The organism is Mucilaginibacter rivuli, from assembly GCF_019391655.1.
GTDB classification, from domain to species: domain Bacteria; phylum Bacteroidota; class Bacteroidia; order Sphingobacteriales; family Sphingobacteriaceae; genus Mucilaginibacter; species Mucilaginibacter rivuli.
The window spans coordinates 429,346-445,810 of record NZ_JAHXPQ010000001.1; the positions used below are offsets into that span (position 1 = coordinate 429,346).

General features: G+C 43.4%; 14 protein-coding genes. 10 read left to right on the forward strand and 4 right to left on the reverse strand.

What is annotated here, in order from left to right; translation table 11 throughout:
* Positions 1-54: 54 nt before the first annotated feature.
* From KXQ82_RS01970 to KXQ82_RS01980, 3 genes are read right to left on the reverse strand one after another with little or no spacing between them, the layout of a single operon-like run.
* Positions 55-735, reverse strand: a complete 681-nt coding sequence (locus KXQ82_RS01970; RefSeq protein WP_219486311.1) for a hypothetical protein — start codon at positions 733-735, stop codon at positions 55-57.
* Positions 736-766: 31 nt separating this feature from the next.
* Positions 767-1,840 carry a hypothetical protein gene (locus KXQ82_RS01975; protein ID WP_219486312.1) on the reverse strand — a complete coding sequence of 358 codons (1,074 nt, stop codon included), beginning with the start codon at positions 1,838-1,840 and terminating at the stop codon, positions 767-769.
* On the reverse strand, positions 1,827-2,015 hold the full coding sequence (locus KXQ82_RS01980; protein ID WP_219486313.1) for a hypothetical protein: 189 nt from the start codon (positions 2,013-2,015) through the stop codon (positions 1,827-1,829). The genes KXQ82_RS01975 and KXQ82_RS01980 overlap by 14 nt, the downstream gene beginning before the upstream one ends.
* Before the next feature lie 111 nt (positions 2,016-2,126).
* Between KXQ82_RS01980 and KXQ82_RS01985 the strand changes: the two genes are divergently transcribed.
* The 5 genes from KXQ82_RS01985 to KXQ82_RS02005 all read left to right on the forward strand — a co-directional run bounded on the left by KXQ82_RS01985 (position 2,127) and on the right by KXQ82_RS02005 (position 6,377).
* A complete protein-coding gene (locus KXQ82_RS01985; protein ID WP_219486314.1) occupies positions 2,127-3,317 on the forward strand; it encodes a P-loop NTPase in 1,191 nt (396 codons plus the stop codon).
* A gap of 25 nt (positions 3,318-3,342) precedes the next feature.
* A complete protein-coding gene (locus KXQ82_RS01990; protein WP_219486315.1) occupies positions 3,343-3,783 on the forward strand; it encodes a hypothetical protein in 441 nt (146 codons plus the stop codon).
* A 115-nt stretch (positions 3,784-3,898) separates the two neighbouring features.
* A complete protein-coding gene (locus KXQ82_RS01995) occupies positions 3,899-4,471 on the forward strand; it encodes a hypothetical protein (protein ID WP_219486317.1) in 573 nt (190 codons plus the stop codon).
* Between the two features lie 133 nt (positions 4,472-4,604).
* On the forward strand, positions 4,605-5,372 hold the full coding sequence (locus KXQ82_RS02000; protein WP_219486319.1) for a relaxase/mobilization nuclease domain-containing protein: 768 nt from the start codon (positions 4,605-4,607) through the stop codon (positions 5,370-5,372).
* A 30-nt stretch (positions 5,373-5,402) separates the two neighbouring features.
* On the forward strand, positions 5,403-6,377 hold the full coding sequence (locus KXQ82_RS02005; protein ID WP_219486321.1) for a HEPN domain-containing protein: 975 nt from the start codon (positions 5,403-5,405) through the stop codon (positions 6,375-6,377).
* 222 nt (positions 6,378-6,599) lie between these two features.
* Here KXQ82_RS02005 and KXQ82_RS02010 read toward each other — a convergent pair whose 3' ends face one another.
* On the reverse strand, positions 6,600-7,136 hold the full coding sequence (locus tag KXQ82_RS02010) for an SHOCT domain-containing protein (protein ID WP_219486323.1): 537 nt from the start codon (positions 7,134-7,136) through the stop codon (positions 6,600-6,602).
* A gap of 132 nt (positions 7,137-7,268) precedes the next feature.
* On the opposite strand from KXQ82_RS02010, the gene KXQ82_RS02015 reads away from it, so the two are divergent.
* The 5 genes from KXQ82_RS02015 (at position 7,269) to KXQ82_RS02035 (ending at position 16,323) form a co-directional block, all read left to right on the forward strand.
* Complete coding sequence (locus tag KXQ82_RS02015) at positions 7,269-7,499, forward strand: helix-turn-helix domain-containing protein (RefSeq protein ID WP_219486324.1); 231 nt, start codon at positions 7,269-7,271, stop codon at positions 7,497-7,499.
* 256 nt (positions 7,500-7,755) lie between these two features.
* The gene (locus KXQ82_RS02020; RefSeq protein WP_219486325.1) at positions 7,756-8,796 is read left to right on the forward strand and encodes a hypothetical protein; all 1,041 of its coding nucleotides are present in this window, start codon (positions 7,756-7,758) and stop codon (positions 8,794-8,796) included.
* 30 nt (positions 8,797-8,826) lie between these two features.
* Positions 8,827-12,222: an RHS repeat domain-containing protein gene (locus tag KXQ82_RS02025; RefSeq protein WP_219486326.1), complete on the forward strand. Its 3,396-nt coding sequence runs from the start codon at positions 8,827-8,829 to the stop codon at positions 12,220-12,222.
* A gap of 2 nt (positions 12,223-12,224) precedes the next feature.
* Complete coding sequence (locus tag KXQ82_RS02030; protein ID WP_219486327.1) at positions 12,225-15,743, forward strand: DUF6443 domain-containing protein; 3,519 nt, start codon at positions 12,225-12,227, stop codon at positions 15,741-15,743.
* 7 nt (positions 15,744-15,750) lie between these two features.
* Complete coding sequence (locus tag KXQ82_RS02035; RefSeq protein ID WP_219486328.1) at positions 15,751-16,323, forward strand: hypothetical protein; 573 nt, start codon at positions 15,751-15,753, stop codon at positions 16,321-16,323.
* Positions 16,324-16,465: the final 142 nt, after the last annotated feature.

The window sequence follows — 16,465 nt, forward strand, 5'->3', positions numbered from 1 at the left end:
CTGCTACCGCCAACAGGCAGTAGCAGAGGAATTTCAGGAACTGAACAACTACCCTCATAGTAGTTGAAATTTGGTGGCTATGTGAGTGGTTGCGCCGTGTGCGGTGAGCATGTGCTGATAGAACCCTGCAATCTTCATATAAGTATTGTTTTGTGTGAAGGATTGCGGGTTATAGATAAACCACATTTCGAGGCCATGTAATTGTGTTAGCGATACTTCTGCCTGTAATTGGTTTTCTATATCGTGAGGCGTTGCGTGCAATCGGGCAATGGTGCGGGCATCGTAAAAATTGGCAACGTTGCTGTTCTCCATTAGGTCGCTGTAGATTAAGAGGTATTGATGTGTTGCTTGAGACACGGCAAGTTTATTGGCCTGCCTTGCGATGGTGCGAAATGCGATTGAGTAGGGTCGGGTGGTAGTGTGGATGCTGACGTCAAGGCCTTGTTGCACCTGTTGGATGAACTGCTGTATTTTCGCCTTACGCATGGGGAGGTTGCCCGTCCACTGGCTCTCTGCATCCAATGTTGCCACCTGCACATCATTCACGTCTAAGTCGGATATATAGGTGGTGGTAATGCGGACGCTTTGCCACGGGTTTGCCTTTAGCCCTAATTGCGAAACAACTTTTTGGGCTGTGGGTGTGACCGTCATGCTGTCCGTTATATCACGTACAATAACTATATCAGTATCAATAACGGCGGTTCTTCCTGTGCAACCTATCGCCAGCGTATACATACTATAAGCGAGGCGTATTTGATGATCGTTTTCATGGATTCGGTTGTTTGGGATGAAAATTGGTGTTGAACTCAAAAGGGTAATGATCAGCGTACTGTGGGTGTGCATTATCCCTTCGGTGCATCATGTTGTGCTTTATAAACAGTGACAGGCCTTCGTGTGCCTTGTTAATGATAATTGCTTCAAGCGATTGGCCGTATTCGATTATTGAGGCATTCAGTTGCCGAACTTCGAGATATTCAATTTCAATTGCTCGTTCCTCTTGTTTCAAGCGTTCTAGTTCGACCTCATTTTCAAGTTTGTCGCTTATCAACTTTCTATACTCCCGCATCTCGTGGCGCAGTTCTCGGGACGGCACATAGAAGTAGTTGATAGCAACCGTTGCGCTAAAGATGAGTTGTGAAATGATGATAAATGGAATAGGGGAATACTGAAAATGAACTTTGGTATTTTCGAGTGCCTGCTGTTCGAGGTATAAGGCACGGTGCATTGCCATGTAGGTGAACAGGCAGGCCATAACAGAAAAGATAACTGTCACTATGAGACGTTTTTGGAAGGGCGTTTTGCCAAACGATACAATCCATTTAAAGAAATGAGTTACAGTCGCCACTAAAAAACCAAAGAACAAGCCTAACACCATCGCTTCCGCATACCCCGATCCCCAGGCGGTGAATACCTGAATATTGTATATGCTGTCGAACATGCAGAGGATGCCAGTTGCCACGTGAGCCAACAATACTATGAGGTGGCTGTACGGTTCTTTCTTTCCTTTCAGGCGTACTTCTATCTGATGGCCTTTCTCTTTATTTGCTGTTTGGCGATTGTGGACATCTTGCAAACGGCTTTCGGTTACCTGCTTATGCTCGGCTACCTCATGGATACTCGTTTTAATTTGCAGGTGGCGATTAACTTCATCTACCAGACCTTGAAACTTTCGATGGTCTTCTCCCCAGTACACCCCTATATTGTTGTTGTCAGGAGGGGGTAGATTACGATGTGCGTAGGTCTCTGCGTTGATGGCAATCAGCCTGCGGATTTCCGCAAGCTGATGCGCTACCAGTTCGTCCAGTTCGGGCAAACAGTATCGGTTTTTACTTAGTGTCATGCTCTTTTGGCTTTATGTTATTGATTTGTGTTGGTTCGGTATATCGCTCCTTGAATAGCTGAGTTGCTTGCACGGCGTTTATTTTTGATTCGATTGCATATAAGTATGCAATACTTATCTTGTTATCGATTTCCGCTTCGAAGTGGGAAATGTTTTTCTTTTTTTGCTTTTTCATATCTTTCGTATCTTGTTAATACAAAGATTTCAATCTAAAAAATCACCATAAAGCCAATGATGCGCACATTGCGCCCTTTTGCGCGCACATTGGCCTATTTGAATCAAGAATATGAATGCAAGAAATCCTAACGGCGATCCTTATACTGTCAGTTTTCTTATTAACTTAAGAGATAAGATTATCTGGCGATATGGATTAAACAAAAAAGCGGAGAAAGATAATCCTACGTTGCTAATACCTGACAGTAAAAATAGCCCACACATAAAAAGACTGAAAGAGGATATTAAGATTAGGACTGGTAGAGAAATTTCAACCGGAAGTTTACATAATGCCTTATATCATGAAGATAACGATGACAACAGGAAGCTATTAAAGTGGTTAAAAAAGAAGACAATCGATACTCTAAATGATTATATATCTACGGTACACCCTAATGATTCAACTTTTGAAGAAGCGGGAGAAAACAATTTATTGGGAGCAAAGGAAATTAGCAAAGGGTATAAAAACTATCTTGAAAACAGCACATTGGCATTTTCTCCCGAAGACTTTTATATATACAAATTACTTGATGACTGCCAATGGTATGGCGTCGCTAAAGGTTGGGATAAGGAAAGAAAACGCCATGGTTTTGCAAAACAACAGATATTATTATCTTTTAAGGTGCCAAGCGCAGTATCCATAATTATGAATGGCGATCATGGCTCCGGCAAATCTACTTTCTTAAGGCGACTATGCCTTTCTATTACTGATTTCGATTTTAAGGTGCTTTGGATAACAGACTTTGTTTATTTTACCGACAAAGAACTGCTGGAACTATCGAAACAAAAAGAAACCAATTATATTCTTTTTGTTGAAGACTGGACTAAATACGCAAAGCACATTATCTCAACCCAATTTTTAGACCGTATCAATAACATCAAAAACGTCAGAGTTGTGATAGGTGACATATTGAGAACAAATAGGCAGGATTACGAAAATTATCTTAGTTCACCCAAAAATGTAATCACACTTAGAGCCAATGAAAATAAAATCATACTTGATCATGTTTTTGGTTATATGAAGACATGGAAGGAAATTTCCGAAAAAACGTTACCAGATGACTTTTTTAAAAGCCAATTATTTATCATTTTATTTGTTTTGGCTCGTTCTCAATCACAGGACGAAAACGCTTTTAATAAGACTGAACCAGTAGCAGGTCAATTTAGAAAGATTGTTTTTAAAGACTTGAATGTTTTGATGAACTTATGTCCAGCTATATGTTTGGGAATTTTTTTTCTACGCATTTTTATATTCAAAACATAAAGTAACAATAAGTCATAACTCGTTTTTGTGGCTTGTTCACCATGGTTCTCGCACAAAAGAAGAAGGATTAAAATTACAAGATCGATTTAGCAAACCTGACGAGAATGATCCTGTATGGCAAATACTATCTCGCTATATACATTTAAAGTGGGAGGTGCTTTCTAATCGCCGTGACGGATATTTTAGTTGCTTTCATCATGATTTGTTAGTCAGTGAAGGTTTTTTGCCTTATATCGAAGAAAGAGGCCTACCTCTTGAATCAATAGAGAACAAATTAATTGGGATATTACAACGAGCAGGTGAAATACATTTCTATGATACAAATGATGGGACTGTAAAATGGGACTGGATGAAGAATTTACGTTGGGGACAAATAATTGGTAATAAATTTGAGGGGATGAATGACGTCCTTAACGCAGCCTTAAAAGCTATGTTTTTGGATTCTTATGGCCCAATTAAACCCTGATATTTACAAATTCCAAGCAATTTAGTATACTGCCTGAAATCCTGCAAAATCATGTTGCTAGGTAATTAGAGTAAAGTCGAGAATTATTTACTCTAATTACCTAACAACAGAAACCATGAAAATAATATCTTTGACTGATGAACAACACACCCATCTAAAGAATCTCCACAATGAATTACTAACCTCAAATTCACTTACTATTGCTGATCGAGAATGTATCATTGACTTAATTTCCCCGTTTTTGACTTCAGATAATGTTATTTTCACTAACAATGTCCCAGAATTACCACCGCAACAGGATTATACGATAAATGAGCACATAAAGATGTTACTCAGTGATTGGAAAAAATTGTTGCTCAGTTTGCCTGGCTTCGACTTTTGCCCTACTTGTTATATCGTTAATGATGATGCAAAAGAGTTTTTAGAAAAAAATATAGTTATGATTTCTGAATTTTCTCCAACGATGTCTTTTAATATGAAAAGAGACAGTGGATTTGAATTGCGTCTAAAAAATGATGGAACAGGAGATTTTTGGTTCCCAACTTTCGAAGATGCAAAACAATATCCCGAACTGTACAACTTCAAAGGTTCGTGGAAAGAAGCGTACGACCTCCTTATTGAAACATTGAAAAAAGGCTGGCCGATGGAAGAGTTCCCCGAAGAGCTGTTACCGCTCTTGAAAAAGTAACACCCCAAGCACCGATATAAATGTATCGGTGCTTTTTATGGATTGGCAAATACATTGAGTAGCTTTAGCTATGGCAATCGTCAAAATTCTTGCTCGGCACAGTCCCTCCTACACTTCGCTTATCAAATACATTTTGAACGAAGCAAAGGCGGACAAGTTGCAGATGTTTACCAACAATCTGCGTTCTAATACTGTAGACGAATATGTGAAGGAATTTATCACTAACGAGGCTTTTCGCAAACAATCACGCTCCGACCAAATATACTTGTTCCATGAGATAGTGTCATTTAGTGCGGTTGAAAACAACACACTCCTTACACCTGAATTGCTCGATGATTTGGCGCACGAATATATGCGGCTGCGTGGTAATACTGGCGTGATGCTCGGTGCAGTGCATCGAGATAAAGGCCACGTCCATATTCATTTTTGCGTATCAGCCCTACATTTTCGCACAGGCAAATCGTTTGGACTTGGCAAGGCTCAATTGTTAGAACTAAAATCATCCTATCAGAAATACCACCAGTTACACTATCCCCAACTTTCAAACAGCGCACCCGCTCATGGCAAGGGTGGACGGTATATGAGCGACAGGGAACGCCGGGCTAAAATGAGGGAGAGCGTCAAAGAGAGGGTATCGCACTGCCTTTTGGAGGCTAAGTCCCAAAGCCACTTTCTCGAATTGCTTCGACAGGCAAGCCTGCCTCATTACGAGCGAGGTGCCAAGCCCGCTGGCGTGGAAGTCGAGGGGATAAAATTCAGGTTTTCCCGCATTCTTGAACCCAACGTGTTTGAACTGCTGCCAAATGAGCGAAGTGAGGAGCAAAGAGTGCTTTCGGAAATCGCTGCCATCAGAGCCAGGCAGAAAGGGCACGATAGGGATATTGAGGAAAGGGAGCGGTAATTTTGTACTTTTATCAATTATCAATTTGCCATGGCATTCAAAGCACTGTTCAGCATCCGCCACCTTATTCTCAGCGACTTGGAGGTGGCGCGAACCCCCTCATTTCACCTTACCAACCACCATCCGATCAAAAGCCGTATTCTCGATGGCGACATATTGCAAGTTGTCGGGGTAAAGGCGGCCCGTTCATTTTTAAAACACACCTTAGGATACGCGATATTTGACATAGGGAGCGATGATGCCAGCTATTCAGCCGTAAGCGGCAACGCCTTCAGAATTACGACATATAGCATACAGACGTTTCTTGCGTTCCTGTGGTTCGTAAGGGACAACAGCATAAAGGTGGAAGAGGCGTACTTCGTGGATAGCGAAACTGGACAATGGCGGTGGTGGAACAGCCACCCCGACTGCTCCCTTAGCGACGGCACGTCAGGGGACACGCCATTCACGAAAGCCGAAATACATGCAGCGACAGGCCTCTTGCTGACATATACCAAAGTCTGTCCGAAGGATTTTGCCAGCCCCAACCCTGATGACATTGTAACCGAGGCAAAAAATCTTGACGAAACCGTTTCAGCCCGCAAGTTAAACTCAGCGTTTGACAACAGCATCGAAAGAGCCATGGCGTTCCTAAACACCGCACGATGGACTTCGAATATCCCCCAGAAGATCACGCACTACATGTCAATTTTGGAATGCCTGTTCTCGGTTGACGCAAACGAGATAGTCCACAAGGTTTCCGAAAGGGTAGCGCATTATGTCGGTGGAAGCAGCACGGAAAAGTTGGAGATTTTTAAGCTCGTGAAGGCGGCATATGGAGTTCGGTCTACCTATGTGCATGGCGGTACAAGCAAGATGAGTTCCGTTCAATTGTGCGAACTGTCAAAACAGACCGATGACATTATTCGCAGGGTACTGACCAAAGTGATAACGAAAGACCATGTTCAGTTCTTGAAGTCAAACAATTCCATGACGGAATATTTCAACAGCCTCATTTTTCAATAGAGTGAGTAGGAGTAGCAAGATAGTGTGTCCCTCCGAGACAGATTGGTATCTTGCCTTGTCGTCGGGACACACTATCTTGCGGGGATATCCCCGTACCCCTTAGGCGCATCGCAAAAACTAAGCCCCTCAAATGCAAGGGGTGCAATTACGGGGAAAGAGACATTGGCCGAGTGTAATTGTACCGCATCACGCCGAGCGTGACGGAATCGCCGTTCACCGCACCTATTGATTGAGCAGCTTTTTCTTCTGAACGTCGTATTCTGCCGCCGTGATTGCGCCGCCGTCATACAGGGCCTTAAGCTTCTTCAACTGGTCAAACTTGTCACCGCCTTCCGCAGCCGTAGTCGCAGCGGCATTCGCCTTGCAGGCGGCGATTTCGCAGGAGGCTATGCAGTCCTCGATCCAGAGGTCGAAGTTGTTTGCGCCGCCCATTCCGACCGCAAACACCACCTTCTCTGCTCCGTTCGCCTTGGAGCTGTGAATCTTTTTAATCACGGTGTTGTACCCCGAGCCGTTCCGCTCCAAGTTGTGGCTGTCCGCACCCTTGGTAGCCGTGCTCATGAACGTCATCCACCCCGCATACTGCACGTACCGGAACGTCCCGTTTGGCGCGGAGCCCTGCCCGAGCCTTACGGTGTCGCCGATGCGATACGTGATGCCGTTTGACGCCTTGTATTCGGTGAGTTTCTTGCCCAGGCCCAATATCTGGGCGAACGACGCAAGGGGCAGCAGCAGGAGGAGAAAGGCGAGTTTTTTCATGATTTCTGGTTTAAGGGTTTAGTGCATTGATGGTTATGTTACTTGTTAGGCCAAATCTAAAAAACATAAATGAAAAATACAACTGATGCGTTGTACAACATGTAAGTTGTTTCCTATTCTTTTATACTTCCAATGGAAAAGGAAGTACTACTCAAAAAGCTTGGCGCGCGAATACGTGAAATTCGTTCTGGAAAGAACATTTCACAGTTAAAGTTGGCGCATAGCATTGGAAAAGACCAGCAATCAATACAGCGATTAGAGGCGGGCAATATAAATCCCTCCTATTATTACCTCTATGAGATAGCGACAGGGCTCGACATTACAGTCTCTGAACTGCTTGCGCCTTTGTATAATAAGGGTTAATCATCCTTTGAGGAACAGTTGATACCTCTCTTATCGCTGGAATGCAATGCAAACCCGTTAGTTTATTAATAAGCAATCACCAGCGAGGAAAGTTATGTGTTTAGGCATAATATCATGACGGTGCGTAATAATATCTTTATAATTCTTGGATTAAATAAATAATCTATATTTGGGTCTCTCAAACGATAACGATCGTTTGAAATGATGACCGTTTCCCCCTGTCATCTGAAACTGTTTCCTACTTAATTTAAAAAATATGAGAAAACTCATCCCTTTGGCTGCGCTGTGCGCAGTGACCATTTCTTTGAAAGCGCAAACTACCAACACCTATCCAACAAGCGGCAACGTTGGCATAGGGAGTCTTTTTCCAGATGCAGGCTTGGAATTGAGAAAAATCAGTGAACAATTAAGGATTGGCTATGATTCGACACACTATACATCCTTTACGGTAGCCAGTACTGGCGGGCTAAAAATACAATCGCCGTCGTCTCAAACATTCATCAATACACATAGGGAGCTTGCTGGTAACAATATAGGGTTAACAATAGATGTCTACCATGGGGTTAAAATTGCGCGGGGCACGGGGGTGCATGCGGAATCGCTTCTTGATATCTACACGGTAGATCCATATGTAACTGGAGCACCTTTATTAAGGGTGCGCAACAGTGACCATGATTTCTTTGGTGTGGCCAGTAGCGGTAATGTTGGAATAGGTGCCGATAATCCTTTATCACTCCTCCAAGTTGATGATGGGTGCACAAAAGCATCTATAGGCGATGCAAGCGGCGCAGGGTTGAACTGGGGAACAAGCTACTTGGGATTTAATGCCACAAGGTCTGACACGACTTGGCATATAAATAATGACACCCATTACAACGGCGGGGGCGTCATCTATTCGAACATTTACGGGGATATGTATTTTGCGCCAATCGCCTCAACAGGAACGGGCAACCAGACACTGACTGATTCACAGATAAAAAACAAAATCACGTTTCGAATAGCAGCCGACGGCATCACGTACGCCAAAAAGGTCAAAGTGGAAGCTACCAGTTGGCCCGATTATGTATTCCACCCAAAATATACGCTTAAGCCGCTTTCAGAAGTTAAAACATATATAGACCAAAATCATCATTTACCCGACATGCCATCGGCGGAAAAGGTGGAAAAGGACGGCTTGGATTTGGGCGAAATGAACAAGACGCTCGTCAAAAAGGTCGAGGAGCTGACCCTGTATCTTATTGAGCAGAACAAGCGCATTGAAAAGCTGGAGGAAAAATTAAGATCCACTCAAAAATAACACCATTACTCACTTCCAACCTGCCAACAAATGTTATTTAGATATCTTACCATACCAAAATTAGGAACGGTCTTCTTGCTTGTTTTGCTACTGTCCCAAAACGTGTTTGGTCAGCAGCCCAACCAGCCAGCCGTTTTGCCGCCGTCCCCGCAAGCCCATGCGCTCATTCAATACAATTCGCCTGAAATAGGGCTGAACACGGGCACGCTGCAACTCTCCATTCCCTTGTTCGAGCTGAAGGACCACGATTTCAGCATGCCCATAAGCCTCAAGTATGCGACCAACGGTGTAAAGGTTGATGAGGCCGCTTCGCGGGTTGGCATGAGCTGGGTGCTAAATTCTGGAGGCGTGATAATCAGGTCAGTGAACGGACGCCCCGATGAACTGAGCACGCGCATCCACCCGCCAAATGACGGAACCGCGTTAGACCAAAGCATGCTGACGTATCTCCAAAACGTTACCCAGATAGCGACATATGATTCAGACCCCGACGAGTTCTATTTCAATTTCAACGGGTACAGCGGCAAGTTCATATTGGACAGCAATATGCATCCCGTATGCATCCCCTACATGGGATTGAAAATCGATTACTCCGGCGGCACAACCCCGACGATTGCCATCACTACTCCTGATGGCACCGTTTACAGTTTCCAAGACATCGAGCAAAGCACCATTGTGCCATTCTGTTACGGAGACAGCAACCCAATCCAAGGTTCACCTATTCCCACCGCATGGTATCTTTCCAGTGCAATAAACAAGGATGGAAATGGATGCAATTTCCACTACGAGGACGTGAACCTGCAGCATATCACTGGGGTAACACAGACTACGCAACGTTCAGATGATCTTTGGAATCTAATAAACGGTGGAGATCACATAGGTGAGTCAACCTCTTGCCAAACCAATCAAACATCATTCTGTACCAGCTATGTTTACCTATCTACGAAGCGAATAGCCAGTATTAGCTGCGGTAGCGCAACAGTGAATTTTTATTATAAAGGCAGACAAGACTTGCTTGATGATAAGCTGGTAGATTCAGTTACATTAAAAACAGGTGCGAAACTAATCGACAGGTACAAGTTTGACTATACTACCGCCACGGCGAGCACCGCTTACGAAAATCCGCAATTGCTTATTGACACCACATTGGTGCATCGTCCGTTCCTAACTGGCATACACCACTTGGGCGGTTCAAACGGGCCCGATCAGGTGTATCACTTGACTTATAACGACATTCAGGCGTTGCCGCAACGTTCATCTTTTGCACAGGACTATTTTGGCTATGCAAATGGCAAGCACAACTTTAATTTCCTGCCCATTCAGACGGATTCTTTAATGGCGCATATTTTCCCCTCCAATGCGACTGCATCGGCCGATCGCTCGATAGATTCAGCATACGCGGCAAAAGGCGTTTTGAAAACGATACAATATCCTTCGGGCGGGTTGGATAACTTTTATTACAAGGGGAATGATTACCCTACAAGGGACACCATACCGCCAGGCAAAACCACCTTGGGTAACAACCAAACATCAGGTAGCACGGTTCCTGTTTCCCGCAATTCAGCTAACTTTCAAATACTTTATAATTACCCGCCATTCCTCAAGCTTTTTGCTGGCACGTTGATTCTTGCAGACGGTGATGGGAATACAAGCGTTGATCCCGATGCCGATTTGGTCAATGTACAAATAATCAGGACATCTGATAATGCCAGTATGTTCTCGCAAACATTGAAAGCGGGGCAACAAATCAATCAAAATATTACGGGGCTTTCACTGAGTACTAATTACTATCTCCATATCGAGGTGCTATACCCAAACATTAAAGCAACCAGCAACATTACATACCCCAATGGTGATGCGGTGGTAAGCAATGTAAATAAACCCACCGGAGGTGTTCGGATAGATAAGATCGTTACCAGTGACGGACTTGGCCATAACACCATTAAAAAATACTATTACTCCAACATCGACAGCCTAAGCGTGTCGTCAGGCGTAAAGCCCAAAGACCCGATATTTATCAGAATGATGGACTACATCTACAGGACTGGCATCCAATTGTATTTCTGCAGAAAGTATACCCTAAGCTCAAACACCTGCTATCCCTTATACCAGTACGGGCAATCAACTATTCAGTATGGGACGGTAACGGAAAGCCTGGGTGGTGACAGTTTCGAAGGCGGCGGGATAATGCACCAATTTAATTATCAAAGGGACGGGTTAACTAAAACTTTGATAGCGGCGACCTTTAACCTGGGATTTAAATATTCTAATACCGGCTATCTAAACGGATATGAAAAGGAAACGAATTACTACAAGCATTCAGGCGATATATTGTCCAAAGTCAAGCAGGTATTCAATTACTACTCTGTAAATTCAATCGTTGGAACTACAATACCAGCCTACATAGCGAACAGGTATTTCGATGGCCCGGATCATTACAGCCCTCCTATATGGATGGAGTTTGCGGGATACGAACTCTACAAATACACGCAAAACTCACGCTGGGTGATGCTTGATTCCACCAAGACACTGGATTATCAAACCGGCACTACACCGATTATTTCAACGGTAAAGCGAAGCTATGACAACATCTATAACCTACTGCCCACGCAGGTAAGCAAACTAACAAGCAAGCAGGAGAATTTGGTGTCTGTAACCCGTTATCCCCATGAAATGGTAGCGGCGGCGCATGATCCGCAAGGGACGTATCAGGACATGATCGACAACCATATTTACACTATTCCCATTGAAGAGTCGGTTACCCTGAACAGCTCACCCATTTCGCTGAAGCGGACTAATTACAACAAGCCCGGAGGTAAATTCAAGCCTGATTCAATAGAGTACCAAACCAACAGCAACCCAGTCCAAACCTATACGATTTTCAATTCGTATGATGCCTTTGGGAATGTCACTTCATTGAAAAACCACGGAGGGCCCACCACCTCCTATCAATGGGGATACAACCACGAATATCCAGTTGCCGAATGCAAGAACGCATCCAACACCGAGTTTTATTACGAGGGCTTTGAAGAAAGCACGGCAAGCGGTGTAACCACCGGAACGGCGCATACGGGCAGGAAATATTCAACCAGCGCCTCGGTAAGCTGGACACTGCCCAACAGCCGTACGTATGTCATCAGCTACTGGTACTTAAGTGGCGGTGCGTGGCTGTTCTCAGGCGAACAGGCGTTTACCGGATCGTTCACGATGCAAACCGCATCGGGATATGACGATATCCGCATACACCCTACAGATGCGCAGATGACGACATATACCTATGACTTGTTAGTGGGCATGACGAGTGCGATAGGTGGCAAGGGACAGACGACATATTACGAGTATGACAGCTTCCAGCGTTTAATTAACGTAAAAGACCAGGACGGCAAGATACTGAAACATACCGATTACCATTACCAAAACCAATAGCCATGAAAAACATGATCAAAAAATATCATAAGAGGTTATTGGTTGTAGCAGGTTTGCTATTCAGTATATCGACAGCCTATGCGCAGGTAGCGGATACGACGCTGCGTTCTGCCAATACTACGGGAAACATAATCGCCACCCACAGCATTATGCTTGACACGGGGTTTTCGGCAGGATTTACAGGTGCATTTAGTGCAACTATCGTCCCATCATCTTTGTTCAACTGCGGCGTTTTAGGTATTCCGAGCAGCACGATGAACTACGTAGCCACCTATGTGCCGAGGATACCCATCGCCGATGCAAGTACATTTGGCTCGCATACCATATGCGAGGTCAACCAGACAATACAATACCTTGATGGCTTGGGCAGGCCATTGCAGACGGTGCAGGTAAAGGCCAACCCCAAGGGCACAAAAGATGTAATACAGCCGGTGGCATACGACGCGTTGGGAAGAGAACCCATCAAGTACCTACCTTATACTACCAATGCAGGTACATCTGGCAATTACCGTTCGGATGCATTAACGGGGACAAGCGGATACAGTAACAGCGGACAATACAGTTTTTACAATCCAAGCACACCACAAAACTACAGTAGCAATACCAGCCCGTACGCAGTCACTATATTTGAGCCATCGCCATTGAACAGACCGTTGGAACAGGGTGCACCTGGCAGGGTATGGCGGCCTTCAAGCAGCCGCACCGATACGGCAGGCAGAACGGTAGTGATGGATTATGGTACCAATGCAACAAGCGAAGTATTGCTGTGGGTGGTGAACAGCACGGGTGCAACGGCAAGCGCAAGCTATGCGGCAAATACATTATACAAAACCATTACCAAGGATGAAAACTGGACAAGCGGGAAAATTGGTACGACGGAAGAGTTCAAGAACATGGACGGCCATGTTGTTTTAAAAAGAATATGGCAAAGCGATACCAGCAGTTTGAATACTTACTATATTTATAATGACAACAACCTGCTAAGCTATGTAGTACCTCCACTGGTAACAGCTACCACTTTTTCCGAAAGCAATGCTATATTTACCAACTTGATCTACGGTTATCATTATGATGAACGCGACCGCCTTGTACAAAAAAAGATTCCGGGCAAGGGTTGGGAGTACATGGTGTACAACAAAATTGACCAGGTTGTCGCCACACAGGATGCCAACCAAAGAACGAATAACCAGTGGATCGTCACTAAGTATGATGCTTTAGGCAGAACGGTGATAAGTGGCATACTGTCAACAACAGACAGCCTGACAACGCTGCGAACTACAGTAAACTCGGCCACTACCTTATGGGAGAGCCGTGCACCGGGAAGTGATTATACGAACGTAGCCTGGCCTACAGCTGCCATTACCAAATTATCAGTAAGCTATTATGATAATTACGATATTCCCAATTTGCCCTACGACCACCATACAGAGAACTGCATAATGACAAGGGGCCTGACCACAGCAACGAAAATAAACGTGCTGGGCACAACCGATATGCTGTGGACTGTGAACTATTATGATGACAAGGGCAGGGTAACCAGTACCTACGCGCAACATTACTTAGGTGGCACGATTAACACAGGTAATTATGATAAGATAGTAAATACTTACGACTTTACCAATGCTGTTACGGCCAGTACACGGAACCATTACACAGCGACAGCAGTCAGCAGCCCTGCCGTAACCATTGCCAATACCTTTGTTTACGACCACGTGGGCCGCAAACGCCAGAGCTTTGAGAACATCAACAGTGCGGCAAGCGCGACACTGATAAGCCAGGTTGACCTGAACGAAACAGGGCAGGCTTATCAAAAGCATTTGCACAGTACGGATAATGGTTCGAACTTTTTGCAGGATATAACATACAGCTATAACGAACGTGGATGGTTAACGAATAGCAGCAATAGCAAATTTAGCCTGACATTGGATTATAATACCAATATTAGCACAGGTGCAACACCGCAGTATAACGGCAATATAGCACAGATGTACACCACATCCGACCATACTGCTGCAGGCAGTAAGATGAAATACACCTACGATGCATTGAACAGGCTGACAGCAGCGGACCATTCCAACTCATTGTTAACAGAGAATGGCATCAGTTATGATAAGATGGGTAACATTTTAGGGTTAACAAGAAGCGGAGCGAGCGCGGCGGTATTGGCTTATACTTATACAGGCAACCAGCTAACCGCGGTTACCAACAGCGGAAGCGCATTCAGAAGTTACAGTTATGACGGCAACGGCAACGCGACGACAGATGGCACAAACAAGAATATCAGTTATAACATACTGAACCTGCCGCAAACAGTAACGCAAAGTTCAGCAACCTTAGCTACGTATACCTACGAAGCATCGGGAGTGAAGGTAAGAAATACAGGCAGCGATGGTACATGGGATTATGTCAGTGGCATAGTTTATCATAATAGTGCGATAAGTTTCATTCAAACCGAGGAAGGGCGCGCAGTGCCAAACGGGGCGAACTATAGTTATCAATATAACCTGAAAGACCATTTGGGTAATAATCGTGTAAGCTTTGATAAAAATGGCGTGTTACAGGAAGATGAATATTATGCCTTTGGTTTACGTAACCCTAAATACGATAATTCCAACAACAACCGTTATCTTTATAATGGAAAGGAGATGCAAACTGACCTTGCTAACCAATACGATTATGGCGCAAGATTCTATGATGCGGTGATTGCAAGGTGGGGGCATATAGACCCCAAGGCTGAACTTTATTTTAACTGGTCTCCGTATAATTATGCATTGAATACTCCAATCAACGCTATTGATCCAAATGGTCATTTAGTGATATTTATTAATGGATGGCAGGCGGGAAGTGGTGTAAATACCAACTATTGGTTAGATTCAAAATCGGGGAAAAGATTCGACTGGGACGTTCAATGGCACTTTAATGATTTGAAATCAAGATATTATGATGGCAATTTGGGCGGGTATGTAAATACCGCCGTATCGCTAATTACTGATGTTAATGAGGGAAATCTTTCGGGAAGTAACAGATATAATGCAGGTAAAAATCAAGGCGACCATGATGCAGAAGCAATTATTACAAGTTTGAGCAGGTCAGGTGGAGTCATTACGGAAAGCCTTAAAATTGTTAGTCATAGTATGGGAGGTGCTTACGCAAAGGGCTTTGTGCAGGCGATAGTTAATTATGCTGTAGCGCATCCAGAACTTTGCAATGGTCTTAAAATAAGTGAATTTGATTTTGACCCATTACAAGCTGCGCAACTGAGAGCAATAGCCGGTGTACACACACAACAATTTACACACAATGCTAAGAAACATGGCAAAACACACCTTAACGATCTGCTTAATAGAATAGCTGATGGCAAACAACAGGGGCTTGATGACGAACAAGGTAAAAAGGATGGCAATTCATACACAGAAGATCCGTCAAAGACCGAGCACTCCATTTCAACATTCGTCAATAATATTGCCCAATTAGAAGAGGGCAAATATGTTCTTCAAAACGGAAAATGGGTAAAACAATAAGAAAGCTATGAAAAATTTATTTTTTATTATCAGTATTTGCTTTGCAGTGTCTTGTAATAGTCAACCTTCAACTCTCTCAATGCAATATAAAAATGTCGTAAACGTCAGCAAAAAAAATTATTCGAAGGATTCTTTGCAAATTGACGGTGTTTTAAGAATGATGCTCAATAAACATCTTCATCCTTTTAAACCCGATGAGCAGTTCGATCTTAATACACGAATACTTATTGATTCAATAATATATAGTAAAGATATATTGCACATGATAGTGTTTGTTATCACAAAAAACAACACAAATAAATTATTAAAAAAGGAAAATAGTGAAATGTATTTTTACAATGGCAATTATCTGTTTTGTTCGAGAGAAAATAAAAACTCGCCAATTAAGGTTTATGATTACACAGGATTCAATCTTGTTTATTATTATAATTATAAAGATTTAAAAAAACGCTTGAGAGAATATTGTTTCATAGACATGGGAAAAGAAAAAGGAAAATACAATATTGATGATATTAGGTTTTGGAAATCAGATGATTTTAAATGGGTTATAAATAATTCTGAGGCAACGCAAATCCGATGATGGGTCACGTATCAAGGTTGCTTAGATAATTAATTGAAAAGCTACAGCTCAGCACAAATTGGGCTTTGTTGTTTACTTACCCCTTAGCATCTCTAATGAGGGCATCTACAAATTTAAAAATATGTTCTCGATCGGCATCAGT